Consider the following 24,965-nt stretch of genomic DNA (forward strand, 5'->3'; position numbering starts at 1 on the left):
TGTGTTTGGGCCCCCGAGGAGGGGTTTAGCGGGCTCTTGAAACCGTCATCCGGACGCGTTTCGCAAATGGGAGGAAGGCATGAAATCGACCTTGAAATTGGCGTTGGGACTGGCATCGACGCTCTTTGCGTCGACAGCCGTTTCGAATGTCGCGCAGGCAGAAGATCTGACGCTTTGCTGGGCAGCCTGGGACCCGGCCAACGCGCTTGTGGAATTGTCCAAGGACTTCACCAAGGAAACCGGCATCGGCATGAAATTCGAATTCGTGCCGTGGACCAACTATGCCGATCGCTTTCTCAACGAGCTGAATTCGCACGGCAAGCTGTGCGACCTCATCATCGGCGACAGCCAGTGGATCGGCGGTGCCGCCGAGAACGGCCATTACGTCAAGCTGAACGACTTCTTCGACAAGGAGAAGATCAGCATGGACGATTTCGTGCCGGCGACCGTCGTCGGCTATTCGGAATGGCCGAAGAACTCGCCGAATTACTGGGCGCTGCCGGCCATGGGTGACGTCGTCGGTTGGACTTACCGCAAGGACTGGTTCTCCAAGCCGGAGCTGCAGAAGGAATTCAAGGAAAAGTACGGCTGGGATCTCGGCCCGCCGACGACCTTCGACCAATTGAAGCAGATCGCCGAATTCTTCCAGAAGCGCGACATCGACGGCAAGACCGTCTATGGCGCGTCGATCTACACCGAGCGCGGCTCGGAAGGCATCACCATGGGCGCCATGGACGTGCTCTACAGCTTCGGCTTCCAGTACGAAAACCCGAAAAAGCCCTACGAGATGGAAGGCTTCGTCAACTCCGATAAATCGGTGAAGGGCCTGGAGTTCTACAAAGCCCTCTACGATTGCTGCACCCCTCCCGGCGCCTCGAACAGCTACATGGGCGAAGGCGTCGATGCGTTCAAATCCGGCCAGGTGGCGATGCACATGAACTTCGCCTTCACCTGGCCAGGCCTGCAGAAGGACGAGAATGTCGGCGGCGACAAGATCGGCTATTTCGTCAATCCCAAAGGTCCGGACGGGGACCAGTTCGCCCAGCTCGGCGGCCAGGGCATCTCGGTGGTCTCCTATTCCGACAAGCAGGAAGCCGCGCTCAAATACATCAAATGGTTCGCCAACAAGGACGTGCAGTCCAAATGGTGGTCGCTCGGCGGCTATTCCTGCCTCAACGCGGTCGTCAAGGACCCGGCCTTCCCGGCCAGCCAGCCCTACGCGCAGACCTTCCTCGACTCGATGGCCATCGTGAAGGACTTCTGGGCCGAGCCGAGCTATGCCCCGCTGTTGCAGGCATCGCAGAAGCGCTTCCACGACTATGTCGTTGCCGGGCAAGGCTCGGCCAAGGATGCGCTCGACGGCCTCGTCAAGGACTGGACCGAGGTCTTCCAGGACGATGGCAAGATGTAAACGGCTCCTCCCGAGCCCATGACCGAACCGTCCCGTGCCACTTGGCACGGGACACAGTTCAGATAAATTCCATTGTCGAGACGAGCCAAGTGACCGAAGCAGGACTGACCATGCTCAATCGGACGGCGGACAGCGTTGCCCGGGCTACGCCCGAGCCGTTGGCCCGCAAGGTCCGGGGCATCAGCGACAAGGGCCTCGCCTGGCTGTTCATCTCGCCGACGATCCTGTTGCTTTTAGCTATCAACATCTTTCCGCTGTTCTGGGCAATCTATCTGTCCTTCACCAATTTTCGCGCCAATCGGCCCAACGAGGTTGTGAAGAACCTTGGGCTGGCAAACTACAAGCGCATCCTCGCCGACCAGGACATCTGGATCGCCATGCAGACGACGGCGCATTTCGTGTTCTGGACCATCCTGCTGCAGACGCTGATCGGCTTCACGCTGGCTTGGCTGATCGACCGCAAGTTTCGCGGCCACGCCTTCTGGACGACAATCATCCTGGTGCCGATGATGCTGTCGCCGGCGGTGGTCGGTAATTTCTGGCGCTTCCTCTACGAGCCGCAGATCGGGCTGTTCGCCTACGCCGTTTCGTTCGTCACCGGCATTCCGGCAACCGAAATCAGCATGCTCTCCAACGTGTCACTGGCGCCATGGTCGATCATCATCGTCGACACCTGGATGTGGACGCCTTACGTGATGCTGATCTGCCTCGCCGGCCTGCGCTCGATCCCCGAATACATCTACGAAGCGGCCGAGGTCGACCGCGCCTCCAACTGGCGGCAGTTCTGGTCGATCACGCTGCCGATGGCGCTGCCCTTCATCATGCTGGCGGTGCTGTTTCGCGGCATCGAGAACTTCAAGATGTTCGACATGGTCAATTTGCTCACCGGCGGCGGGCCGGGATCGACCACCGAAGTGGCCTCGATCACGCTGAAGCGGCAGGCCTTCGAAAGCTGGCGGACGGGCTATTCCTCGGCCTTCGCCATCATCCTGTTCGTCGCAGTGTTTGGCCTCGCAAACATCTACGTCAAGGCGCTCAACAAGGTGAAGCAGAGATGAGCCTGACGTCAGCCCATTCCGTTGTCGCGCCGTCGGCCACGTCGAAGCGCGTCGCCGGCACGATCATCGTCGCCTACGCGCTGATCTCGATCGTGCCGCTGCTGTGGATCTTCGCCACCAGCTTCAAGACGCCGCCGGATTCGATCGCCTATCCGCCGAAGATCCTGTTCCAGCCCAGCCTCGAGGGCTACTGCAACCTGTTCTCGACCCGGACTCGGCAAACACCGGAATACATCAACTCGCTGGGACCGGCGACGGGCCTGTGCGACGAGACGGTGCGCAAGCGCAACATGGTGATCGCCGGCCCGTCCAACTTCATGCCGCGCTTCTTCAATTCGCTGATCATCGCGTTCGGCTCGACGTTTTGCGCGGTGTTCCTCGGCACGCTGTCGGCCTATGGTTTTTCGCGCTTCAAGGTGCCGCTCGCCGACGACCTTCTGTTCTTCATCCTGTCGACGCGGATGATGCCGCCGATCGCCGTCGCCATCCCGATCTACCTGATGTACCGGGAGCTTGGCCTGTCGGACACGGCTCTCGGCATGATCCTGCTTTATACGGCGGTCAACGTGTCCTTGGCGGTGTGGCTGCTGAAAGGCTTCATCGACGAGATCCCGCGCGAATATGAAGAAGCGGCGATGATCGACGGCTACACCAGGCTGCAGGCGTTCTGGCGCACGGTACTGCCGCAGGCGACCACCGGTATTGCCGCAACCGCCATCTTCTGCCTGATCTTTGCCTGGAACGAATATGCCTTCGCTGCGCTACTGACCTCGGGCACGGCGCAGACCGCGCCGCCCTTCATCCCGACCATCATCGGCGAAGGCGGTCAGGACTGGCCGGCAGTCGCGGCCGGCACGACGATCTTCCTGGTGCCGATCCTGGTCTTCACCATCCTGCTTCGCAAGCAATTGCTGCGCGGCATCACCTTTGGCGCGGTGCGTAAATGAGCATGACCGCAAAACGCAAATCGCGCTGGCCCGTCTGGGCCAGGCGCGGGCTGATGGAAAACGTCGCCACCGCGATCATCGCCATCGGCTTCCTGATGCTGTTCCAGCCCTTCGCACTGGTGCTCTACACCTATTCCTTCATCACCATGCTTGCGGGCACGGCGATGTTCATCATCGTCTCGAAATTTCCGGAGTAGACGATGGCCGAGATCAGGGTCGAACATCTAAGGAAGGCATTCGGCGATTTCGTCGCCGTGCAGGATTCCAACTTCGTCGTCGAGGACGGCGAATTCTTCGTCATGCTGGGGCCGTCCGGCTGCGGCAAGACGACGACGTTGCGCATGATCGCCGGGCTCGAACTGCCGACCGGCGGCAAGATCCTGCTTGGCGGCGAGGACGTCACCATGCGGCGTGCCCGCGAGCGCGACATCGCCTTCGTCTTCCAGCTGTTCGCGCTCTATCCGCACATGAATGTGCGGAAGAACATCGGCTTTCCACTGCTGGCGCAAGGCATGCCAGGCGCTGAAATCCGGAGCCGAGTGGAGGAGACGGCGAAGCTTTTGCGGATCGACCATCTGCTCAACAAATCGGTCTCCGGGCTTGCCGGCGGCGATCGCCAGCGCGTGGCGCTCGGCCGCGCCATCGTACGGCGGCCAAAATGTTTCCTGATGGATGAGCCGCTCGGCACGCTCGACACCGAATTCCGCGACCTGATGGTCCATGAATTGCGAGAACTGCACAACCGCATCCACGCCACCACCGTCTATGTCACGCATGACCAGATGGAAGCGATGTCGATGGCCGACAAGATCGCGGTGATGAACCACGGCGTCATCGAGCAGTTCGGCACGCCGCGCGAGATCTACGACTGGCCGGCGACGATGTTCGTCGCCGACTTCATCGGCTCGCCGCCGATGAATTTCCTCGGCTTCGGCGGCGGGCTTTCAAAGGGCGCCAGGGAAATTGTTGTGCAAGGCGCGAAGGTGGCCGTGCCGGAGATCCGCGAGGACGTCGCGCCGGCCGAGATGGCGCTTGGCATCCGACCGGAGCACATCCGCTTCGACGACGCTTCGAAGCTGCGCGGTGCTATTTACGGCACGGAATATCTCGGCACCACTCAGATCGTGGCGGTGGAGACAGCAGACGGCATCATCAAGGCCAGGGTGCCGGCCGAAATCCGGCTCAATCCGGGCGATCATGTGGGCCTGGCGCTGAGCAGCGCGCGGCTGTCGCTGTTCGCAAAAGGATCCGGCCGTGCGGTGCGCACCGAAATCCATGACTCGGCCTCCCAGGGGAGAGCACATCATGGCTGACGTTCACATCAAAAGCGTGACCAAGGCTTTTGGCGAGCATGTCGCCGTCGACAATCTCGACCTGCATATCGCCGACGGGGAATTCGTCGTGCTGCTCGGGCCGACCGGCGCCGGCAAGACGACGACGCTCAGGCTGATCGCTGGGCTGGAGCGTCCGGAAGCGGGCTCGATCCATATTGCCGGCCACGACACGACGACGCTGTCGCCGGCCGAGCGCGACACCGCTTTCGTGTTCCAGCAATATTCGCTCTATCCGCATCTGTCGGTTTACGACAACCTCGCCTTTCCGCTGCGCTCGCCAGCACGGAAAACGCCGGAGGATCAGATCCGCCGCCGCGTCGAGGACGTGGCCAAGATGGTGCGCATCCACCACAAGCTGAATAATCGCTCGACCAAACTCTCTGGCGGCGAGATGCAGCGCGTCGCCATCGGCCGCGCTTTGGTGCGCAAGCCGTCGATTTACCTGATGGACGAGCCGCTGTCGTCGCTCGACGCCAAGCTGCGCGCCGATCTCAGGCTCGAGCTGAAGCGCATCCAGGCGGAACTCGGCGCCACAATGCTCTACGTCACGCACGACCAGATCGAAGCGATGACCATGGCCGACCGCATCGGCATTCTCGCCGACGGCGTGCTGGTGCAGATCGGTTCCCCGCGCACGATCTATTCTGAGCCGGCAAACCTTCACGTCGCCGCAAGGCTCGGCCAACCGGCAATCAATTTGTTGCCGGTCGGACTGCTGCCGGATGGCGGCGCGCCGGCGGGAACAAAGACGATCGGTGCTCGTACCGAACATCTTTCGATCGAGAAGGCGGCGAACGGCCATGCGGACGGCGTCGTCGATTGGGTCGAGCATCTCGGCGACCAGAACCATCTGCATGTGACGGTGGGGACCAGGAAGCTGGTGACGCTAACCGACCCCGACACCGACCTGGCGCAGGGCGACAAGATCATGATCCGCTATCGCTCGCCGCTGTATTTCGGCCCCGATGGGCGACGGCTGATGTGAGCGCTGCGCGAGTGTTTTCCTGGCACCTTTCAACCGGCAATTTCGGGCACCGGACTGGACCAATTCGATGAAGCATTTTTTCAATCGCAGGGATACGATCGTAACTGAGGCCCTGGACGGCTTCCTCGGTACGACCGGAGCCGGCGATCTCGCTCGCCTCGACGGCTATCCCGAGATCAAGGTCATTCTCCGCGCGGACTGGGATAAGACCAAGGTCGCGGTCATTTCCGGCGGCGGGGCCGGGCACGAACCTGCCCATGCCGGCTTTGTCGGCATGGGCATGCTGACGGCGGCGGTTTCGGGCGAGATCTTTGCTTCGCCGAGCGTGGAAGCGATATTGGCCGCCATCCGCGCGGTGACCAGTCCCGCCGGGTGCCTGCTGATCGTCAAGAACTATACCGGCGATCGCCTCAACTTCGGCTTGGCCGCCGAGAAGGCGCGCGCCGAAGGCTTCCGCGTCGAGATGGTGATCGTCGCGGACGACATTGCCCTGCCTGATATTGCCCAGCCGCGTGGCGTTGCCGGCACCTTGTTCGTGCACAAGATCGCCGGCCACCTGTCGGAAGCCGGCAACGATCTGGCGACGGTTGCCGCTGCGGCGCGGGCCGCGGTGGCGGATATCGTTTCACTCGGCATATCGCTGTCATCGTGCTCGATCCCCGGCCAGAGCCATGACGAAAGATTTGGCGCCAACGACGCTGAACTCGGCCTCGGCATCCATGGCGAACCGGGCGTTGAGCGGATTGCGGTGCAAAGTGCCGAAAGGCTGGTTGCGATCATGTCGGAGCGCCTTGCCGCGCGGCTCGATCCGGTCAGCGACTACGCCTTGCTGATCAATAATCTCGGTTCGGTGCCACCGCTGGAAATGTTGCTTGTCGCCAATGCGGTATTGGCTTCACCGCTGGCACAAAAGGTGACGCTGACAATCGGGCCCGGGCAGCTTATGACCGCGCTCAACATGAACGGCTTTTCCCTGTCGCTGATCCGGCTCGATGCGTCGCGCGAAGCGGCGTTGCTGGCGCCGGTAGGCCCTCGCGCCTGGCTACCGGCAAGAGCCGTTCGCCAAGCCAGCGTCGTGCCGATGGCCAAAGCCGCCGGCCCGAACAACGCGTCGAAAGCCAGCCAGGACCCACGCACCGACCGGTTGGTTGTCGCGGTCTGCGAACGGCTGATCTCGCTTGAAGGCGCGTTGAATGGACTGGATGCCAAGGCGGGAGACGGTGACACCGGATCGACTGTGGCGGCCGGTGCGCGCAGCGTGCTTGGCCGCATTGCGACACTGCCGCTCGCTGACCCTGCCGCAACGCTCGCCGCCCTCGGCGACATCCTGAGCGCCAGCATGGGCGGCTCTAGCGGCGTGCTGTTGTCGATCTTCTTCACCGCCGCCGCGCAGGCGCTGGAGTCTGGCGAAACGCTTCCCAAGGCGCTTCTCGCCGGCCTCGATCGGATGTCCTTCTATGGTGGAGCGAGGGTCGGCGATCGCACGATGATCGATGCCCTGGAACCCGCCTTGAGGGCGCTGGATAGGGGGAGTCTGGAAGATGCGGCGGTCGCGGCGCAACGCGGAGCCGAGGCCACCGCTGCCATGCGCAAGGCCAAGGCCGGGCGGTCCGCCTATATTGGCAGCCAGCTCGACGGCGTGGTCGACCCCGGCGCCTTTGCCGTCGCCGAGGTCTTCACTGCCCTCGCTGCGTTGCTCGAACCCGCTTGACTGGGGAAAAGAATGCTTCAATTGCCGGATATGCAATTTTCTCGTACTGCCGGCAGCGCAGGGGCCAGGAGCATGGGTGATATGGCGGCAGCGGATATTTCCAGGCTGATCGAGGCGGCGGCAAACACGATCGCCGCACATGCCGAAGAGCTGACCAGTCTCGACCAGGCCATCGGCGACGGCGACCATGGGCTCAACATGAAACGCGGCTTCGAGGCAGTGCGGGCCGAGGCCGGCGCGTTTGCGGCAAAGCCGTTGCCCGAGGCGCTGAAGGCGATCGGCACCAAACTGGTGATGACCGTCGGCGGAGCCTCCGGTCCCTTGTTCGGCACGCTGTTCATGGCGCTCGGCAAGGAGATTTCCGCCGCGCCGGGTCGCGCCGACCTGGCGGCGGCCTTCGGCAAGGCGATCGAAGCGGTTGCCGCCAGAGGCAAGTCGCAGGCCGGGCAAAAAACCATGCTCGACGTGCTGCAGCCGGTGCATGAGGCCCTGCTGCAGGGAAAGACGGCAGCGGACATCGTCGAGATCGCCGACAACGCGGCCGACGCGACCGTGCCGATGAAGGCGCTGCGTGGGCGCGCCTCATTCCTTGGCGACCGTTCGATCGGTCATATGGATGCCGGCGCACGCTCGACTGCGCTTCTGGTGCGGGCCGTAGCCGAGGCAATCGAGAGGCGCGCATGAGCAATGTCGGCATCGTCATCGTATCGCATTCGCCGCTGGTCGCCGAAGGCACCGCCGACATGGTGCGGCAGATGGTCGGCAACGAAGTGCCGCTTGCATGGTGCGGCGGAAACGGCCATGGCGGGCTGGGAACCAATGTCGAGGCGATCATGGGCGCCATCGACAAGGCCTGGTCGGAGGCGGGGGTCGCGATCCTCGTCGATCTCGGCGGTGCCGAGACCAATAGCGAGATGGCGGTCGAGATGATCGGCGAACCACGCGCCCAGAAGATCATCGTCTGCAATGCGCCGATCGTCGAAGGCGCGGTGATGGCGGCGACCGAGGCTTCCGGCGGCGCCTCGCTCAGGGAAGTGGTGGCGACGGCGCACGAATTGTCGCCGTCGTGAACGAACGGGAATTTTGACAAGCATGTCCGCAGCAGCCGAAGCCAGCGTCCTGATCACCCATGAGGTGGGACTGCATGCGCGTCCTTCGGTGAAGTTCACCAAGCTTGCCAAGACGTTTTCGGCCGACGTCGAGATTGCGCTCGCCGCCAACGGGCCATGGTTCGACGCCAAGAGCATCGTCAAGGTGATGGCGGCGAAAGCGCCGAAAGGCACTGTCCTGCATATCAGAGCCAAAGGGGACGGCGCCGGCGAGGCGGTCGGCGCACTGGTCGAGCTGGTGCGGCGCGATTTCGACGAAGGCAAGGACCATGCCCGAACCGCTTAGGCTGCAGGGCATTTCGGCATCGGCCGGCTATGCCGAGGGGCCGCTGTTCGATCTGGGCCAGGCTGCTGTGCGTTATGTCCGCAAGGCGACTGCCGCGGACGAGAAGGCGGCGCTTGAGGCCGCCATCTCCATTGCCGCAGGCCGGCTCGCGATATTGATCGAAACCAGCGACAGCGAGGCGGCTGGGATCCTCGAATTCCAGCTCGCCATGCTGGAGGACGACGCGCTGACCGGCCCGGCCTTTGCGCGAATTGCCGAGGGCATGGCTGCTGATGTGGCTTGGCGAAAAGCGCTCGACGCCGAGATAGCCGGCTATGAAACATCCGAGCAGGACTATTTCCGGGCGCGCGCGGCCGACATGCGCGACATACGCGACCAGGTGCTACGCGCGCTTGCCGGGGGCGGCGACATTGCCGCGCCGGCAGGTGCGATCTTCTACGGCGAGGATATCGCACCGACGCGCTTCCTCGAAACCGACTGGAGTGCCGGCGGCGGCATAGCACTTACGGCCGGAAGTGCCGCAAGTCATGTCGCAATGCTGGCACGCTCACGCGGCGTGCCCATGGTGGTGGGGCTTGGGCTCATGGAGCGTGGGCTAGCCAGGCCAGGTGCTTCGCCGGCTCACCTTACCGGAATCGCACTGCTCGATGCCGAACATGGCGGCATCGTGTTGGCGCCTTCGAAAGCGGAGATCGAGGCATTCCGGCGATCGTCGTCGTCTTTCGCGGCGCATCGCGACAATGCGGCAGCCTATTTGACAAGGCCGGCAGCAACGAAGACCGGCATAGCGGTCCACGTGCAGGTGAATATTGCCGATCCGTCCGATGTCGACCGCATCGATGCTGCGGCGTGCGACGGTGTCGGGCTGATGCGGACCGAATTCCTGTTCGGCAAGACGCTGCCGGACGAGGAGACGCAATATCGCGCCTACCGTAGAGTGCTGGAATGGGCAGGCGACAGGCCGGTGACGATCCGTACTGTCGATGCGGGCGGCGATAAACCTGTGCCGGGCCTGACCGTCGAGGAAGGTAATCCATTCCTTGGCCTGCGCGGGATCAGGCTGTCGCTGATGCGTCCGGAGGTCTTTCGTGTGCAGATCCGCGCCTTGCTACGTGCCGCCATGCACGGCAATCTGAAGGTGATGTTCCCGATGATCGCCGTTCCGGAAGAGTATGAACACGCCACCGCGCTGTTCGCTGAGGAGCAGGCTGACCTTTTGGCGCGCGGCATCGCGCACAAAATGCCGCCGCTTGGCATCATGGTCGAGGTGCCGTCGGTGGCCATCGCACCGGAGGCATTCGCCAAGGCCGCCTTCTTCTCGATCGGTTCGAATGATTTGACCCAATACGTGATGGCCGCCGCGCGCGACAATGCGTCGGTCGCACATCTGAATTCCGTCAGGCACCCGGCCGTGCTCCGGCTGATCGCCTCGGTTGCCGCCTTCGGCCGCGAGCATAATATCCCGGTCAGCCTGTGTGGCGATGCCGGCGGCGACCCCGCCTCGATCCCGGCGCTGCTCGAAACCGGCCTGCGTGACCTCTCCGTCGCTCCCGCCCAACTCGCGATGGCCAAGGCGGCCATCGCGGACGTTTCGATCTAGGCCCCGGTATGGCAGACAAGGCGTCGCAATCCGGCCCCGAAGAGGCGATCCGCGCCTACAAGACGATCCTGTCGCAGGTGATCGACCAGCGCCCGTCCGGCATGCGCCAGCGCCTCGCTGGTGCGCTGGGCAAGCATCGCAGCTTCGTCACTCAGATTTCCAGCCCGGCCTATTCGACGCCGATCCCGTCGAAGCATTTGCCGGCTATCTTCTCCGTCTGCCATTTCAGCCCGGCCGAACGCGATCATTTCCTTGAGGCCTACCATCGGGCGCATCCGGGAAAGATGTCGCTGGCCGCAGGCTTGCGCAAGACACGCCATGTCTCGCTGATCGTTCCCGATTTCGGCGACGACAAGCAGAACGCGGCGCTCGACCGGGCGGTCAACGATTTCATCCAGAAGATCACCAGCATCGCCGGCAAGGGCAGCTGACGCTGGGCTATTTCGGGAGGACGGCCATGAAGAAATTTTTGAATTCAGTCGATACGGTGCTGACCGAGAGCCTCGACGGCTTCGTTGCCGCGCATGCCGATATCCTGGCGCTTGGCGAGGAACACAAATTTGTCCGCCGCAAGCTGCTCACACCGGGCAAGGTGGCGCTGATCTCCGGCGGCGGCTCGGGTCACGAGCCGCTACATGGCGGGTTCGTCGGGCACGGCATGCTGGATGCGGCCTGCCCCGGCCAGGTATTCACCTCGCCAACGCCTGACCAGATGATGGCGGCGGCCGAAGTCGTCAATACGGGCGCCGGCTGCCTGTTCATCGTCAAGAACTATGAGGGCGACGTGATGAATTTCGACATGGCCGCTGAAATGTCGGAAGGCGTGATGCAAATCGTGACCAATGACGACGTTGCGGTCGAAAACTCGTCCTACACCACCGGCCGGCGCGGCGTCGCCGGCACGCTGGTGGTCGAAAAAATCGTCGGCGCGGCGGCCGAACAAGGCATGGCACTGGAGCCGTTGAAGGCGCTCGGCGAGCGCGTCAACGGCGCGACGCGCTCGATGGGCGTGGCGCTGACCAGTTGCACCGTGCCGGCGGCGGGCAAGCCGACCTTCGATATCGGCGACGGCGAGATGGAGTTCGGGGTCGGCATCCACGGCGAGCCTGGGAGGCGGCGCGACACATTGAAAAGCGCCGATGCTATCGCCGAGGAGATCTGTACCGCAATCCTGGGTGACCTGGGCGACGGTGCCAGAGGCCAGGCGCTACTCTTCGTCAACGGCTTTGGCGGCACACCGTTGATGGAGCTTTATCTGATGTACAACAGCGCCCGCAAAATCTTCGAGAAGCACGGCGTGACGGTGATCCGGTCGCTGGTCGGGTCCTATGTGACCTCGCTCGACATGGCCGGCTGTTCGATCACGCTGAGCATGCTCGACGACGAGGCGGCTGTTTGGTGGGATTCACCGGTACATACGGCCGCGCTGCGCTGGGGCATGTAGCGGCGGAGAATGCCCCAGAAATAGTCGGTGACAAGACCGGTATCGGCAACGCCGCGCATCGCCAGACAGTTGCCCTCCTCACCCTGCGTAAGATAAAGAATCTGCGGGTTTGGGGAGTTCGAGCATGCGTTACAATTGGGATCGGGCGCCGACGGGTTTCGAGCGCCATGGAAAGGTGCTGGCAGCCGCCTTGCTGATCGTCGGCGGGGTCGGACTTATGCTCGCTGCCCTCCCGCTTTAGGGACAACAAACTCGGGTAGCGGACTACGTCTCAGCGCGTTGCCTCAGTGCGCCTGGCCAGTCACGGCGATGAAACGGCGGTCGCGCCCTTCAAATCCCTGGCTGAAGCGCTGCACGAGCACCGCAAGCACGCCCGGTTTTCCATCCGGGGTGAATGCGTAAGATTCCGACAGGCTGTAGGAAGTCGGACAATTCCTCGAACCGGGCACCGCCTTGTCCTCATGCAGCAGCTTGATCGGCTTGCCGTCCCGACCCTGCAGCGTCAGGCGAAAGCCGAGCGCCTTGCCGGTCGTTTCGCCTTGCTGCGTCGCGTCGAAACTCGCTGAACAATCCGCCGTGCTGTCGGCACGGATCTGCTCGAGCTGGATGGTGCCAAGGTCGTCATAGGCCGGCGAAAGCCATTTTTGCGAAACCTGCTCGAGGCGCGCAATGTCATTGTAGGCGACCATGTCGTCGGGAAAGGTGAACCTGTCCAAGGCAGTCCGCTCGCCGCGCGGCGCGATGGCATATTTGGCCAGCAAGGGCGCCGCCAGTTCGGCGGCCTGTGCCCTCGCCTGCGCAAGCGTCAATGTCGAATCCTCCGTCTCGTCGGCGATGACGATCGGCTTGCCGCCGACGAACTCATCGGTCCGCGTGTCGATGATGTCGATCTCCGACCAGCCCGAATCCGAAGCACCGGCATCGAGCGTGCCGTACTGTTCGAAGGCGAAGTAGTTGCCGTCTGGCGAAAAGCCGATGACGCGCCGGGCCGCCGCGTCGCCTGCCTGAGCAGCTGAAGCGAGCACGACCGCCAGCGTCGCAACCGCGGCAAACCCAAGCTCATATCGCAATTTCATCGCGCCCTGCCCCTAATGCCGAAAATTCGAACGATACCGGCCCCCAGACCACCATGACCCGCACTTGCGGCCAAGTTAGAACGACAGCAAACGAAACGCACAAATACATGGTTACACAAACCAGCATACGCTATTTCAAGGACAGCAAACATTCCTGGGGAGGAAGCTGGATGGCGTCACGCTACCACGAGGTCTATGACGGCTGGAAACGCGACCCGGAAAAATTTTGGGCCGATGCCGCCGGCGCAATCGACTGGTTCTCGCCCTTCGAGACGGTGTTCGACGCCAATGCCGGCGTCTATGGCAGGTGGTTCGTTGGCGCCTCGTGCAACACCTGCTTCAATGCCGTCGATCGTCATGTGGCGGGCGGCCGTGCCGACCAGATCGCGTTGATCCATGACAGCGCGATTTCGGGCACAATCAGGAAATTCACGTATGCCGAGTTGAAGCGCGAGGTGGTCGCGCTGACCTCGGTGCTCAAGAATCGTGGCATCCAAAAAGGCGATCGCGTCATCATCTACATGCCGATGGTACCGGAAGCAGCCTTCGCCATGCTTGCCTGTGCGCGGATCGGCGCCGTGCATTCGGTGGTCTTCGGCGGCTTTGCCTCGCATGAGCTCGCCACCCGCATCGACGACGCCAAGCCGAAGCTGATCATCTCCGCTTCCTGCGGCCTGGAGCCAGGGCGCGTCGTTGCCTATAAGCCGCTGCTCGACAAGGCGATCGAGATGTCGCGGCACAAGCCGGAAAGCTGCCTTATCCTGCAGCGCGACCAACTGCGCTGCGAACTCAGGGAAAACCACGATATCGACTATGCCGACGCCGTGGCGCGGGAGCGGGCCGCGGGTGCCAATGTCGACTGTGTTCCGGTGCTTGCCACCGATCCGCTCTACATCATCTACACGTCGGGCACGACCGGCCAGCCGAAGGGAATCGTGCGTGACAATGGCAGCCATATGGTCGCGCTGAAATGGTCGATGGAAAACGAGTTCGGCGTCAAACCGGGCGAAGTGTTCTGGGCGGCTTCCGATGTCGGCTGGGTGGTCGGCCATTCCTATATCGTCTACGGCCCGCTGCTGCATGGCTGCACAACGATCCTGTTCGAGGGCAAGCCCGTCGGCACGCCCGATGCCGGCACCTATTGGCGCGTGATCGCCGAGCATGGCGTCGTCGCGCTGTTCACCGCGCCAACCGCCTTTCGCGCCATCAAAGGACAGGACCCGAAGGGCGAGTTCGTCCCGAAATACGACCTGTCCAAATTCCGGACGCTGTTCCTCGCCGGCGAGCGCGCCGATCCGGAAACCATCAAATGGGCGGAGCAGAAATTGAACGTGCCGGTGATCGACCATTGGTGGCAGACCGAGACCGGCTCGCCGATGACCATCAACCCCGCCGGACTGGGCCTGTTGCCGGTCAAATACGGCTCGCCCGGCGTGCCGATGCCCGGTTATGACATCCGCGTGCTCGACGATGCCGGGCATGAGGTCAAGCGTGGTACGCTTGGCAATGTCGTGGTGAGATTGCCGTTGCCCCCCGGCTGCCTGCCGACGCTGTGGAATGCCGACGAGCGGTTTCGCCAAGCCTACCTCGACGAGTTCCCCGGCTTCTACAAAACCGCGGATGCCGGCATGATGGACGAGGACGGCTATCTCTATGTCATGGCTCGCACCGACGACATCATCAATGTCGCTGGCCACCGGCTATCGACCGGCGCCATGGAGGAGATTCTGGCCGCGCATCCCGACGTCGCCGAATGCGCCGTCGTCGGTATTGCCGATGCTATGAAAGGCCAGGTTCCACTCGGCTTCGTCGTGCTGAATGCCGGCGTCGACCGCGACGCCGGCATCATCGAAAACGAGGTTGTCACCCTGGTGCGCGAACGGATCGGCCCGGTCGCTGCCTTCAAGACGGTGGTGACGATCAAGCGCCTGCCGAAGACGCGCTCCGGCAAGATCCTGCGCGGCACCATGCAGAAGATCGCCGACAAGGAGGAATGGGCCATGCCGGCAACGATCGACGACCCGGCCATCCTCGACGAGATCACCGCCGCGCTGAACCGCCGCGGCATCGGCCTGTAATGGGCGCCGAAGCCGAGTTGCGTCCGAAGCTCCGGTATGGAACGACCGGCGCCGGACGTGGTATCCACGCGCGGTGTCGTCATGTTGTTTCGGAATCGAGACGCACCCACAGCCATGCGAGACGCCATACGTGACCCTGTTCCAGCGATCGAGAAAGCCCCAGGCCGCGGCACGCCAGCGGCTGGAGATCGATATGCGGGGCGCAGTCGTCTATGCGATCGGCGACGTGCATGGCTGCTACAAGGAACTCCGCGCCCTGGAGCAGAAGATCGTGCTCGATTCGGCGCCCTTCGAAGGGCGCAAGCTCATAATCATGCTTGGCGACTATGTCGATCGTGGACCCCAGTCGGCGCGTGTGCTCGATCATCTGCTGGCGCCACCGCTCCGTGATTTCCAGCGCATCTGCCTTGCCGGCAACCACGAAGTCGTGATGCTGAACTACGTCGACGGGATCATTTCGAGAGAGTCGTGGCTGGCGATAGGCGGCCTGCAAACGCTGTTTTCCTACGGCGTCGACCCGTCGCGCATGGCCGATCTCTATGGGTCAAGCGAGGAGGTCGACAAGCGCATTCGGGAAGTCATTCCAGCCGACCACATTAGCTTCATGCGCGCGCTGCCGGTCATGGTCTGTTCGGCGAAATTCGTGTTCGTCCATGCCGGCATCAGGCCCGGCATCGACCTCGCCGCGCAGGACGAGGACGACCTGCTGAATATCCGTTCGGACTTCTTCGACGCTGCGCATCTTCTCGACCGCTATGTCGTGCACGGACATACGCCGGTCGACACTCCGAAGCTCGAGGGACGCCGGCTTGGCATAGACACCGGCGCCTTCCAAACCGGCCAGCTGACCGCCCTCAGGATCGTCGACAACCGCGCCAGGTTGATATTTTCCTGAGCGCGATGTCGTCGCTCAGGCGGCTGCCTTGGTGCGCGCTTCCGATTTTTCCAGATAGTAGCTCGAATATTTGTCGAAGAATTTTTCCGAGCCGCCGATCGCGCCATATTTGGCCAGCTTCTTCAGTTCGACCTTGTTCAGCACCGCGCCAATGACCTTCTTGGCGATGTAGGGCTCCGAGCTGAGCATGGATTGCACCATCGCACGCGGCGTGCGTCCCCATTCGGTGACCAGCACGAAGCCGTCGACAAGCGGAGCGAAGGCCTTGGCGTCGACGACAGGCCCGAGCGGCGGCAGATCGACGATGATGTATTCGAAGGTTTCCTTGGCGTTATCGATGAAACGCCGCATGCCGGCTGAAGACAGAAGCTCGCTGGTATGCGAAAACTGGCCACGCAGGACGGCCGGGATGATAGCCAGCTTGGTCTGCCGGTCGATCTTGCCGACCGACTGCCATGTCTGCCCGCTCACCACAGCTTCCATCAGGCCCTGCTCGGCCTCCATACCGAGGCTGCGGCTGAGGCCGGGATTGCGCAGGTCGCCGTCGATCAGCAGCGTTTTCGATCCGTTGACGGCAAGCAGCCCGGCAAGATTGGCCGCCACCGTCGACTTGCCCTCGCCGGGAAGCACCGAGACCACGCCGATGACCCGGCTGCCCTGGCCTTCCATGACGACATCGAAGGCGATCTTGGCGTTGCGCAGCGTCTCGGAGAACATCGATGCCGGGGCATCGACGGTTACCCGCATCCGCGCACGTTTTTCGGCTGCCGACAATGTTTTGGAGGGCTGGGACTTGGAGGACTTGGCGGTCTTGGATTCAACGACTTTGACGTCAGGCTGACCGCCATTGCGCTGGTCATCCTTGCCAGCCTTGCCGATGACCGGCAGGTAGCCGAGGAATTTGAGGCCGACCCGGTCGCGCACATCCTCGCCGGTCCTGAAGAAGCGTTCCCTGAATTCATTCAGGCCACCAACCCCTGCCCCCAGCATCATGCCAAGCGCCAGCGAAAGCCCCAGCACGATGGCTGTGCGGGGGGTTGCGGCCGACTGCGGCATCGTCGCGTCCGAGATGACCCGGATCTTGCCGACCGGGAAGGATTGCTGCTGGGCGGCCTCCTCATAGCGGTTCAGGAACGTCTGGTAGAGCGTCGACAGCGCCGTCGCCTTTTGGTCCAGCTCACGCAGCTTGACCTGCGACTGGTTGTCGATGGAGCTCTTGCCAGCCGCCAAGGCGACATTTGCGCGGAGCGCGGTTTCGCGCGCCAGAGCGACCTCGTATTCGTTGCGGTAGCTTTCGGTCAGTTGCTTCAGCTCGCCGAAAATCTGCGCCGATATGTCGGCCTTCTCCTTGGCGAGCGCGACGGCCTGCGGATGTTGCGGGCCGAAATTGGCTTCGACATCCTGCTGTCGCTTGGATACGGTGAGATAGCGGTTCTTCAGCGTCGTGATGACCGAGCTGCTCGGCTGGTCGTTCGATATCGCAGCGTCCTTGAACGCGTTGTCCGAGCCGCTTTCGACGATCGACTTGTACTGCTGATAGCGGGCGCCGGCACGTGCTGTATCGGCCTGCGCGACGATCAGCTGGGTGTTGAGATCGGACAATTGCTTGTCGCTGATCAGCTGGCCGTCATTGACGGCCAATCCGTGTTCGGCCCTGAACTTTTCGACCGCCAGTGCAGCCGCCTGGGAGCTCTCACGAAGCTCGGTCAGCCGGCCTTGCAGCCAGACCGCCGCCCGCTCGGTCGCGTCGAAGCTGGCATCGAGTTGATCGGCTAGATAGGCATCGGCATAGGCCTTGGTGATGGCGGTCGCAAGCGCCGGATCCGTCGCCTGGAAGGAGATGCTGATGACAAAGCTCCGGCCGATCCGCTCGGCATCGAGTTGGGTCTGCAGTTTGAAGATTGCGTAGTCACGGGGCGATGAGGATGCGGTGATCGCGTCACGCGTCGCAGCATCAAGCTGAGTGACATCGGTTGTGCTAGCGGCGCGCTTGGGGCGGACAGACTGGACGATACCGCGCACAAAGCCAGCAACCTTCGACAGGGCCGACGTCGGAGGGTTCATGAAAGCGTCGTTCTGATCGAGCTTCAGCTTGTCGACGACCACCCCAGCCAGCCTGGCCGACTGTAGTATTTCGATCTGGCTCAGAACGGCGGAGTCGGTCTGCATGCTGACCGACGCCGCCGAAATGTCGTCGACGACCTTGTTCAATCCTTCGTCGATCAGCACGCTGCTCGTCGCCACATAGGTAGGAGGCGTCGTCTGCAAATAGAGCACGCCGAGAAAGAGACCGATGACGGCGCAGGCGGCAACCACTTTCGCCTGCCGCGCGGCCATGCCAAGCAGGCGCTCGATGTCGATGAAGTCTTCGGCGTTTGCCGCATTAGAAGCCGGCAATGGCGTCCTCTTGTCGACAGGAAAATTGGCATAGTTCATCTTCGGTCCAATTCTAGTTTGCAGGCGCTACCGCCTCGAAGGTCGGGACATAGGGTGCAAACCTTGCGCCGGACAGTGCGCGTTACGCGCGGCGCAACGGCCTGTCCTGCGTCATCAGCCGCACCCACAATGCCTCGAAAAAATGGACATTATGCGGCTTCTTCCCGACGCTGATGCGACCGGACGAATTCCTGCAGCATCTCGAAGATCGGGCCCTTCATGTCCTCCCGCGCCAGCGCGAAAGCGATATTGGCCTGGATGAAACCCTCCTTCGAACCGCAGTCGAACATGCGGCCGTCGAAAGGCTGGGCGAAGAAGGCCTGGGTCTGTGCGAGACGCACCATTGCGTCGGTCAGCTGGATCTCGTTTCCGGCGCCGCGTTGCTGGCTGGCAAGCAACGAGAATATCTCGGGCTGCAGGATGTAGCGGCCGTTGATGTAGAAGTTCGACGGCGCGTTGGCAGGAGCCGGCTTTTCGACCATGGCCGTTACCTCGAAGCCCGTGCCGACATCCGCGCCGCGCCCGACAATGCCGTATTTGCTGGTCTCGGTCGGATCGCAACGCTCGACGGCGATGACGTTTGCGCCAGTCCGTGCGTAAAGATCGGCGACCTCGGCGAGACACCCGCGCCCGCCGAAGGACACCATGTCCGGCAACAGCAATGCGAAGGGCTCGTCACCGATGACTTCGCGCGCGCACCAGACGGCATGGCCGAGGCCTTGCGGCGACTGCTGGCGGATGAAGCTCGTCGCGCCGGCGACGGGAAGCAGGCTTTCAAGCGATTCGAGTTGCGCCTTCTTGCCGCTCTGCTCCAGGGTTCCGATCAGTTCAGGATGCAGGTCGAAATAGTCCTCGATCACCGCCTTGTTGCGGCCGGTGACGAAGACGATGTGCTCGATGCCGGCCTCGAACGCCTCGTCAACCGCATATTGCACGACAGGCCTGTCGACCACCGGCAGCATTTCCTTCGGCATGGACTTGGTCGCCGGCAGGAACCGCGTTCCGAGCCCCGCCACCGGTATGACTGCCTTCCTGACTTTTTTCATTGCATGTTCCTTCTGAGGAGATCGATTTCAACCCTGTCGCAGGCGGCGAAACTGTCTTCATTCACCTGCAGCCCTTCACCTCCCCGCCACCACGGCAAACTGTGCCGCTACCCTTCGCAGCCGGACGGCGATCGGCATGCTCATATGCCGAACCGCCGCCGGATCGCTGAGCGCCGTCCATATCGCCTTGAGCGGGGACCGCGCCTTGATGTGCTGGACCAGCGACAGGAATGATGCCGCCCGGCGCAGGCTGCGAGCGCGCCTGGCGAACGCCGCCTCGGCCGCAGCATCCATGGAATGGGTCGCGGCGAAGGTGGCATCGGCCCTGCGCATCGCCTCGACGTGATGAAGTTCGAGCACCCGGGAGATGGAACCGGTGCGAATGTGGTAGATATAGCCCGTCGTCGGCTCGACGACGCATTTGCCGCCTTTAGCCAGAGCACTGGCCAGGAGGATATAGTCTTCGCCAATGATCAGGCTTTCATCGTAACGAAGCCCGTTCTCGTTCAGGAACCGGCGCTGGAAGATCGGCTTGAGGTAGCCGAGATTGAACCTCGATTCGAAGAGGACGTTACCGCCGATGAAATCCGCCAGCGAGATTGAACCGAGGCCTTCCAGATAGTCGGCCGGGAACATCGTCTCTTCGGCAACGCCATCCTCGCGAACGACCTGCAGATTATCGACCGCGATCTCGACGCCCGCTTTCTCCGCGCGCTCGATCATGGTGCAGATTCGCCCGGGATAGACCGCGTCGTCCGAATCTAGGACCGCGACCCACCTGCCGCGGGCAAGCTCAAGGCCGGCATTCCTGGCGCCGCCGGGGCCACGGTTTTGCTCAAGCGCGACAACGCGTACGATGTCTTCGGGGTAGGATCTCGCCAGGTCGAGCGTCCGGTCGCGCGACTTGTCGTCGACGACGATGACCTCGACGCTGATATTGCGCTGGGCGACGGCGCTGGCAATCGCCCGATCGATGGTCGCCTCGGCATTGTAGGCGGCAATCACGAAGCTCACGTCAGGCTGCACGCTTGCCCCCTTGCTGCGGCGAAGACAGGCCGTATTGGCGGATTTCACGAACCCCGACGAGGCCGCTGACGACGCCGACATGCATAATGCCGCGAAGCACGCTGCGGTTCCGACGTACGGGGTCGATGGCGACCGGAATTGCCGACAGGAAACTGTAGGCGGCCTTTGCCGCGGCAATGCCGACCTGCTTGAGCCGGGCAAGGCCGTGTGCGTTGCGCCCCAGAAGATGACCATGCGTCTGCCCAACGCGGAACCGGCGGCGGCCGAGCCAGTCGAATGCCGCCCTGGCAGGTGGCACCGCTTCGTCGACCCAAGCCTCCGGCGAAAAGGCGATGCGGCCGCCGGCCTTGACCATCTGGTCGAAGAATTCCGTATCTTCGCCGCCGGTCTGGCCACGTGCCAGGCTGAAGCGCCGGCCGCGCAGGCTCTCAGCGCCAATCCTGAGCAGGACGTTGCAGGTGTAGCCGGTGCGGATTTCGCCGCTCACCCAGACCGGCAAGGTCGAGTGGAAATCGCCTTTGCGCATCCAGGCGGGCGCATCCGGCAGGTAACGGGCTTGCACCGGCCCAAGCACCGTCGCAGCACCTGTTGCTTCCGCCGTCGCCACCAGTTCGGCAAGCCAGCCAGCGGTGGCCGTCTCGTCATCGTCGATAAAGGCGACGAAATCCGCCGCACTGGCATCGAGGCAAGCGTTGCGCGCTATCGAGATGTTGCGGGCCGGGGCGTGCCGGTAGGTCATTGGCAGCTTCAACTCCGCAGCCAGCGTCGTCACCATCTGTTCGGCCGTCGGCGTATCGTCGTTGTCCGCGATGATAACACCGACGTCGAATCCCGCGGGCATATCCATGGCCGCTATGGAGCGAAGCGTGTTGGCAAGCTCCGGCCGGCGAAATGTGCAGACGCAGATATCGATGCTTCGATTTTTCCTGACCGGGTCCATCACGCTACCCCGCGCTGCGGTCGCGGTGCGAGCAGTTGCAGCCAGAAACCGACCGACCAGCCGAAATGCATGACCATTGCCGAGACGCCGGCAAGCGCAATGTCGGCTTTGCGCTGGCTGAGAGCGGTCCAAAAGCCGTAGCCGAGGCAGACCGACGCCCATAGCAAAAGCGGCACGGCCGCCAGCCAGTGGACGAAGGAAAAGGCGGCGAGAAGAACCACGGGGAACACTAGAAGCGGCACCATCTGCCGGATCTTCGGGATCATGCGGTGCTTGAGAACGTTCTTCGCCCGGCCACGGCCATAGCCGAGATACTGAAAATAGAGGCCCTTCAGCGAGGAACGCGGGTAGTAGACCATTTGCGTCTTGCCGGTCATCCAGATGCGGTAACCGGCCTGGCGGAGCCGATAGTCGAGTTCGGCATCCTCATTGTGGCTGAACGTTTCGTCATAGCCGCCGACCGCGGTGAAGGCCGATATCCGTATCAGTGCGTGGTGGCCATGATCGACCCATTCTCCCGCCGAAAGATGCCGGTGCTTGGAGCCGCCGGTGCCGAGCCTGGAGTTCTGCGCCGCTGCCGCTGCTTTCTGAACCATGCCGCTGCCACTGGTCAGCATCGAGACGACGACCGAATCCGCACCGGTGGCCTGCGCTTCTTCGACCAGCCGGTCGCAATAATCCGCGGGATAGCCGCCATGCGCGTCGATGCGAATGAGATAGTCGACGCCTTCCCCGAACCTGGCGACGGCGAGATTGATTGCCGCGCTCTGCAAGCGCTTTTCATTGTGCAGCAGGATCACCCGCTGATCTTTTGCGGCGATGTCCGCGATGATCGTCCTGGTGCCGTCCGTGCTGCCGCCATCGGCAACGATGATCACGGCGCCCAGCCTCTCGGCCGCAGGGCGGAGCTCTCGAAGCAACGCGCCGATATGGGCCGCCTCGTTCAGGCACGGAACCACGATCGTGCAGGATGGAATTTCGGTTTGCGTCATCGGCAGTCCTTCTATGCCAATGCTTCGGCAGCATATGGACCGGGAGCCGCAGTCAGCCCGCGGAGCTTTTCGACGAGCGCCCGACAATCGGCGCGGTCGTAGCTCCAGGTGCGCGGATTGCGGGCGAGAACACGCGCCCTCAATGTCCCGAACCGATGCTGCTCCATCGTGCCGACGGCGACTTCGAGCGCCTCGGGCGTGGCTTCTGGCAAAAGAACCCCTATGCCTTGCCGGTCGAGGAACCGGCCGGTTTCGGTGGCTCCCATCGAAATCGGCACGGCTCCGAAGCGGCAGCCCTCATAGAGCCGGTTGGGCAGCAGCCATTCGGAGTTCAGGCCCTGCTCAAAAAAGTCGATGGCCCAGGAAAAGTGGACCTCGCGGTAGATCGCCGCCATATCCTCGGGATTGCGGTAGGGCCCGCCAAACGAGAGCCAGGGTTCCGATTCGACGAAACCGTGGAAATCGGGAAATTCGGACAGCGCCGGGCGGCCCCTGAGGACGATTTCAAAGCGGCCGTCGAGGCGGCGCGAAAATTCGGCCAGAAGCTCCAGGGAACGGCGGCAGCGGAGCGCCCCGAACCAGCCGATCCGCCAAGGCGGCGCTACGGGGTTCTCCGGCGCCGCGCGGTCATCCAGCGAGGCCGCGGCTGGCTCGAAATACTTGTTTTCGAGCAGTTCGACTGGGGCGGCAATCTGCCCGAACGGCTTGAAATAGTTGGCGATGAAGGCCGGAGAGCTGGTCACCAGAAGCTTCACATCCCTAGCCAGGAAGCGTTCTGCGCCGCGCATCGCCCATCCCAGCGGATCGTCGCGAAGCAGCAGGCGATGGATATCCAGGCACTCGTAGACGATCGGCACCGTTGCCTGGAAAGCCGATCTGGCGCGGCGGGCAAGCGCCAGCATTTCCAGATTGCGCGCGACAATGAGGTCGGGCCGTGGCATTGAGCCCAGCTTCGAGCCGGTCGAGACAACTGCCTTCATGATCGCGGCCAGACGTTGGGCGAATCGGCCATCACGAGTCGGGCCGAGATCGATCGGCTGCAAGCCCTCGACATCAGCAACTGCGCTTGCCGTACGACGAAAGCCCGCCAGCGTAACCTGGGCGCCGCCTGCCTTGAGCATTATGATCCGCCGGCGCACTGCCGGGTCGGAGACGTCGTGTACCAAGTACAAGACATGCAGCATGAAAACTCGACCGCTGTTGGCCCGCCCGCGACAATGCTAGTACAGCTCTTGCTGCATCGCAACATTTTTGGTTGCAGCGTAGCAAAGATCCCCGTTTTTTGTTGCACTGCAAAATCGATGGGTTAATCTCGCTCTGCTTGGGCCACATGGACCGCGCGTTGGCCTGCCATCGGGCTGCGCGCCAATAATCACGACGCGAGGACCATCCTTGGCGTGCAGCATTTTCGGCCAACCCGCCTGCAATCCGCCCTTCGCACCCGTCGATGGAAGCACGGGACTACTCACGAAATGAGGTCATTCCATGAAGATCGCGGTTGAAAACACCGTCTGCCTGAATACCGGGGATGCAGCGATTCTCCTGGCGATCCGCCATGTTTTCAAGACGATCGTGCAAGACGATATCCAGTTCTACGTCTTCGACAGCCAGCCGGAGGTGGCGGCGAGGCTCTACACGAAGAAAGAGTATCCTGATCTCGAATTTCACAAGCTGCTGTCGGAATCTCTGTTCCGCTACAAATACGGCAGCGGGCTGAAGAACCTGTTCAAGCCGATCTACAATCGGCTCGTCCTCAATGCCCTGCGGCGGTTCGGCACCCGCGGCGTTCTCGGGCGTTTGTTCAGCTCAAGCAATCGCCGTGGTCTCGATATCTACAAAGACGCCGACCTCGTGGTCACGACAGGCGGAACCTATCTTGTCGAGACTTACAATCTGGAACGGCGACTTAATCAATTCCGGATCGACGCGATTCTGGGCAAGGACCCCGTCTTCTTCACGCAATCGCTCGGCCCGTTCAACAAAAGTTACAATCGCCAGGAGTTGAGCCCGATCTTCGACCGGAGCCCGCTCATCCTGCTGCGCGACGAACGTTCGCGAGGCCACATTGTGGACATGGTGAAAGACCCCGGCAAATGCCACGTCGTGGCCGACGCCGTCTTTGCCCTGGCCGATACTGACAGGATCGGAAAAATTCTGGCCTCCTGCCAGTCGGCGACCGTCACCGGCCGCGTCGCCATTTCCGTCCGTCACTGGAACTATGTCAGCGACGGCGAGGGCGGCATGCGCCGCTACATCGACTCGATCCGCGCGATCGCGACCATCCTGGTCAGGGACCACGCCAAGGAGGTCACCTTCGTCTCCACCTGCCAGGGCGTGCCGGAATACGCCCATGATGATTCCAAGACGGCGCGGGCTATCGTTGCCGAACTCGATCCGGAGATCGCCAAGCATGTCAGCGTGGACGCTTCGTTCCACACGCCGGAGCAACTGATGGCACTGGTGAAAGGCTTCGACTTCGTCGTCGCAACGCGCATGCACATGATGATCATGTCGCTCTGCGTCGGCACGCCGGTGCTGCCGATTGCCTATGAATTCAAGACCAAGGAACTTGCCAAGCGGATCGGCGTCGC

22 protein-coding genes and 1 pseudogene are annotated in these 24,965 nt (G+C 62.6%); 16 read left to right on the forward strand and 7 right to left on the reverse strand.

Translation table 11 applies throughout. From position 1 onward, the window contains the following. The first annotated feature begins 79 nt into the window (after nt 1-79). The 13 genes from NKJ23_RS17445 to dhaK all read left to right on the forward strand — a co-directional run bounded on the left by NKJ23_RS17445 (nt 80) and on the right by dhaK (nt 11,885). A complete protein-coding gene (locus tag NKJ23_RS17445) occupies nt 80-1,411 on the forward strand; it encodes an ABC transporter substrate-binding protein (protein WP_352454682.1) in 1,332 nt (443 codons plus the stop codon). Between the two features lie 110 nt (nt 1,412-1,521). Continuing rightward, entirely contained in the window at nt 1,522-2,469 is a 948-nt protein-coding gene (locus NKJ23_RS17450; protein WP_031211681.1) for a carbohydrate ABC transporter permease, read from the forward strand. Further along, a complete protein-coding gene (locus NKJ23_RS17455; RefSeq protein ID WP_352681364.1) occupies nt 2,466-3,416 on the forward strand; it encodes a carbohydrate ABC transporter permease in 951 nt (316 codons plus the stop codon). The genes NKJ23_RS17450 and NKJ23_RS17455 overlap by 4 nt, the downstream gene beginning before the upstream one ends. Beyond that, nucleotides 3,413-3,613, forward strand: a complete 201-nt coding sequence (locus NKJ23_RS17460) for a hypothetical protein (protein WP_023676334.1) — start codon at nt 3,413-3,415, stop codon at nt 3,611-3,613. The genes NKJ23_RS17455 and NKJ23_RS17460 overlap by 4 nt, the downstream gene beginning before the upstream one ends. A gap of 3 nt (nt 3,614-3,616) precedes the next feature. Beyond that, on the forward strand, nt 3,617-4,729 hold the full coding sequence (locus NKJ23_RS17465; RefSeq protein WP_352681366.1) for an ABC transporter ATP-binding protein: 1,113 nt from the start codon (nt 3,617-3,619) through the stop codon (nt 4,727-4,729). After that, complete coding sequence (locus NKJ23_RS17470) at nt 4,722-5,735, forward strand: ABC transporter ATP-binding protein (RefSeq protein ID WP_352681368.1); 1,014 nt, start codon at nt 4,722-4,724, stop codon at nt 5,733-5,735. The genes NKJ23_RS17465 and NKJ23_RS17470 overlap by 8 nt, the downstream gene beginning before the upstream one ends. A gap of 67 nt (nt 5,736-5,802) precedes the next feature. Beyond that, entirely contained in the window at nt 5,803-7,446 is a 1,644-nt protein-coding gene (locus tag NKJ23_RS17475; RefSeq protein WP_352681370.1) for a dihydroxyacetone kinase subunit DhaK, read from the forward strand. A gap of 81 nt (nt 7,447-7,527) precedes the next feature. After that, nucleotides 7,528-8,130: a dihydroxyacetone kinase subunit DhaL gene (dhaL, locus tag NKJ23_RS17480; RefSeq protein WP_023676330.1), complete on the forward strand. Its 603-nt coding sequence runs from the start codon at nt 7,528-7,530 to the stop codon at nt 8,128-8,130. Beyond that, complete coding sequence (gene dhaM / locus NKJ23_RS17485; protein ID WP_352448466.1) at nt 8,127-8,516, forward strand: dihydroxyacetone kinase phosphoryl donor subunit DhaM; 390 nt, start codon at nt 8,127-8,129, stop codon at nt 8,514-8,516. The genes dhaL and dhaM overlap by 4 nt, the downstream gene beginning before the upstream one ends. Nucleotides 8,517-8,538: 22 nt before the next feature. Then, nucleotides 8,539-8,841, forward strand: coding sequence for an HPr family phosphocarrier protein (locus NKJ23_RS17490; protein ID WP_023676329.1), 303 nt, complete (start codon nt 8,539-8,541; stop codon nt 8,839-8,841). Beyond that, nucleotides 8,825-10,441 carry a phosphoenolpyruvate--protein phosphotransferase gene (ptsP, locus tag NKJ23_RS17495; protein ID WP_352681372.1) on the forward strand — a complete coding sequence of 539 codons (1,617 nt, stop codon included), beginning with the start codon at nt 8,825-8,827 and terminating at the stop codon, nt 10,439-10,441. Before NKJ23_RS17490 ends, ptsP begins: the two co-directional genes overlap by 17 nt. 8 nt (nt 10,442-10,449) lie before the next feature. Beyond that, nucleotides 10,450-10,872: a hypothetical protein gene (locus tag NKJ23_RS17500; protein ID WP_352681374.1), complete on the forward strand. Its 423-nt coding sequence runs from the start codon at nt 10,450-10,452 to the stop codon at nt 10,870-10,872. A gap of 26 nt (nt 10,873-10,898) precedes the next feature. After that, nucleotides 10,899-11,885 (forward strand): dihydroxyacetone kinase subunit DhaK, encoded by a 987-nt coding sequence (dhaK, locus tag NKJ23_RS17505; RefSeq protein WP_352681376.1) that lies wholly within the window; start codon nt 10,899-10,901, stop codon nt 11,883-11,885. A 284-nt stretch (nt 11,886-12,169) separates the two neighbouring features. Here the strand turns inward: dhaK and NKJ23_RS17510 are convergent, their stop codons facing one another. Further along, nucleotides 12,170-12,961, reverse strand: coding sequence for a DUF2259 domain-containing protein (locus NKJ23_RS17510; protein ID WP_352681378.1), 792 nt, complete (start codon nt 12,959-12,961; stop codon nt 12,170-12,172). Nucleotides 12,962-13,131: 170 nt separating this feature from the next. Between NKJ23_RS17510 and NKJ23_RS17515 the strand changes: the two genes are divergently transcribed. After that, nucleotides 13,132-15,039: a propionyl-CoA synthetase gene (locus tag NKJ23_RS17515; protein WP_352681380.1), complete on the forward strand. Its 1,908-nt coding sequence runs from the start codon at nt 13,132-13,134 to the stop codon at nt 15,037-15,039. A gap of 130 nt (nt 15,040-15,169) precedes the next feature. After that, entirely contained in the window at nt 15,170-15,934 is a 765-nt protein-coding gene (locus tag NKJ23_RS17520; protein WP_352614585.1) for a metallophosphoesterase family protein, read from the forward strand. Nucleotides 15,935-15,949: 15 nt separating this feature from the next. Here NKJ23_RS17520 and NKJ23_RS17525 read toward each other — a convergent pair whose 3' ends face one another. The 6 genes from NKJ23_RS17525 to NKJ23_RS17550 all read right to left on the reverse strand — a co-directional run bounded on the left by NKJ23_RS17525 (nt 15,950) and on the right by NKJ23_RS17550 (nt 23,558). Then, nucleotides 15,950-18,370 carry a polysaccharide biosynthesis tyrosine autokinase gene (locus NKJ23_RS17525; protein WP_352681382.1) on the reverse strand — a complete coding sequence of 807 codons (2,421 nt, stop codon included), beginning with the start codon at nt 18,368-18,370 and terminating at the stop codon, nt 15,950-15,952. 149 nt (nt 18,371-18,519) lie between these two features. Continuing rightward, the gene (locus NKJ23_RS17530) at nt 18,520-19,416 is read right to left on the reverse strand and encodes a UTP--glucose-1-phosphate uridylyltransferase (RefSeq protein ID WP_352540412.1); all 897 of its coding nucleotides are present in this window, start codon (nt 19,414-19,416) and stop codon (nt 18,520-18,522) included. A 75-nt stretch (nt 19,417-19,491) separates the two neighbouring features. Continuing rightward, nucleotides 19,492-20,442 (reverse strand): glycosyltransferase family 2 protein, encoded by a 951-nt coding sequence (locus NKJ23_RS17535; RefSeq protein ID WP_352681384.1) that lies wholly within the window; start codon nt 20,440-20,442, stop codon nt 19,492-19,494. Then, nucleotides 20,432-21,382, reverse strand: a complete 951-nt coding sequence (locus NKJ23_RS17540; protein WP_352681386.1) for a glycosyltransferase family 2 protein — start codon at nt 21,380-21,382, stop codon at nt 20,432-20,434. Before NKJ23_RS17540 ends, NKJ23_RS17535 begins: the two co-directional genes overlap by 11 nt. Next, nucleotides 21,382-22,374, reverse strand: a complete 993-nt coding sequence (locus NKJ23_RS17545; RefSeq protein WP_352681388.1) for a glycosyltransferase family 2 protein — start codon at nt 22,372-22,374, stop codon at nt 21,382-21,384. Before NKJ23_RS17545 ends, NKJ23_RS17540 begins: the two co-directional genes overlap by 1 nt. An 11-nt stretch (nt 22,375-22,385) precedes the next feature. Continuing rightward, on the reverse strand, nt 22,386-23,558 hold the full coding sequence (locus tag NKJ23_RS17550) for a glycosyltransferase family protein (protein WP_352540408.1): 1,173 nt from the start codon (nt 23,556-23,558) through the stop codon (nt 22,386-22,388). A gap of 301 nt (nt 23,559-23,859) precedes the next feature. Here NKJ23_RS17550 and NKJ23_RS17555 point away from each other — a divergent pair. Continuing rightward, a pseudogene (locus NKJ23_RS17555) lies at nt 23,860-24,912 on the forward strand (polysaccharide pyruvyl transferase family protein); the annotation flags it as partial. Between the last annotated feature and the right edge of the window lie 53 nt (nt 24,913-24,965).

The sequence above is a fragment of the Mesorhizobium sp. M0184 genome, assembly GCF_040322215.1.
Lineage (GTDB): Bacteria > Pseudomonadota > Alphaproteobacteria > Rhizobiales > Rhizobiaceae > Mesorhizobium.

Excerpts from the sequence above, each read along its gene's own strand:
- NKJ23_RS17445 (WP_352454682.1), top strand. The coding sequence starts at position 80 with ATGAAATCGACCTTGAAATTGGCGTTGGGACTGGCATCGACGCTCTTT.
- NKJ23_RS17450 (WP_031211681.1), top strand. The coding sequence starts at position 1,522 with ATGCTCAATCGGACGGCGGACAGCGTTGCCCGGGCTACGCCCGAGCCG.
- NKJ23_RS17455 (WP_352681364.1), top strand. The coding sequence starts at position 2,466 with ATGAGCCTGACGTCAGCCCATTCCGTTGTCGCGCCGTCGGCCACGTCG.
- NKJ23_RS17460 (WP_023676334.1), top strand. The coding sequence starts at position 3,413 with ATGAGCATGACCGCAAAACGCAAATCGCGCTGGCCCGTCTGGGCCAGG.
- NKJ23_RS17465 (WP_352681366.1), top strand. The coding sequence starts at position 3,617 with ATGGCCGAGATCAGGGTCGAACATCTAAGGAAGGCATTCGGCGATTTC.
- NKJ23_RS17470 (WP_352681368.1), top strand. The coding sequence starts at position 4,722 with ATGGCTGACGTTCACATCAAAAGCGTGACCAAGGCTTTTGGCGAGCAT.
- NKJ23_RS17475 (WP_352681370.1), top strand. The coding sequence starts at position 5,803 with ATGAAGCATTTTTTCAATCGCAGGGATACGATCGTAACTGAGGCCCTG.
- dhaL (WP_023676330.1), top strand. The coding sequence starts at position 7,528 with ATGGCGGCAGCGGATATTTCCAGGCTGATCGAGGCGGCGGCAAACACG.
- dhaM (WP_352448466.1), top strand. The coding sequence starts at position 8,127 with ATGAGCAATGTCGGCATCGTCATCGTATCGCATTCGCCGCTGGTCGCC.
- NKJ23_RS17490 (WP_023676329.1), top strand. The coding sequence starts at position 8,539 with ATGTCCGCAGCAGCCGAAGCCAGCGTCCTGATCACCCATGAGGTGGGA.
- ptsP (WP_352681372.1), top strand. The coding sequence starts at position 8,825 with ATGCCCGAACCGCTTAGGCTGCAGGGCATTTCGGCATCGGCCGGCTAT.
- NKJ23_RS17500 (WP_352681374.1), top strand. The coding sequence starts at position 10,450 with ATGGCAGACAAGGCGTCGCAATCCGGCCCCGAAGAGGCGATCCGCGCC.
- dhaK (WP_352681376.1), top strand. The coding sequence starts at position 10,899 with ATGAAGAAATTTTTGAATTCAGTCGATACGGTGCTGACCGAGAGCCTC.
- NKJ23_RS17510 (WP_352681378.1), bottom strand. The coding sequence starts at position 12,961 with ATGAAATTGCGATATGAGCTTGGGTTTGCCGCGGTTGCGACGCTGGCG.
- NKJ23_RS17515 (WP_352681380.1), top strand. The coding sequence starts at position 13,132 with ATGGCGTCACGCTACCACGAGGTCTATGACGGCTGGAAACGCGACCCG.
- NKJ23_RS17525 (WP_352681382.1), bottom strand. The coding sequence starts at position 18,370 with ATGAACTATGCCAATTTTCCTGTCGACAAGAGGACGCCATTGCCGGCT.
- NKJ23_RS17530 (WP_352540412.1), bottom strand. The coding sequence starts at position 19,416 with ATGAAAAAAGTCAGGAAGGCAGTCATACCGGTGGCGGGGCTCGGAACG.
- NKJ23_RS17540 (WP_352681386.1), bottom strand. The coding sequence starts at position 21,382 with ATGGACCCGGTCAGGAAAAATCGAAGCATCGATATCTGCGTCTGCACA.
- NKJ23_RS17545 (WP_352681388.1), bottom strand. The coding sequence starts at position 22,374 with ATGACGCAAACCGAAATTCCATCCTGCACGATCGTGGTTCCGTGCCTG.
- NKJ23_RS17550 (WP_352540408.1), bottom strand. The coding sequence starts at position 23,558 with ATGCTGCATGTCTTGTACTTGGTACACGACGTCTCCGACCCGGCAGTG.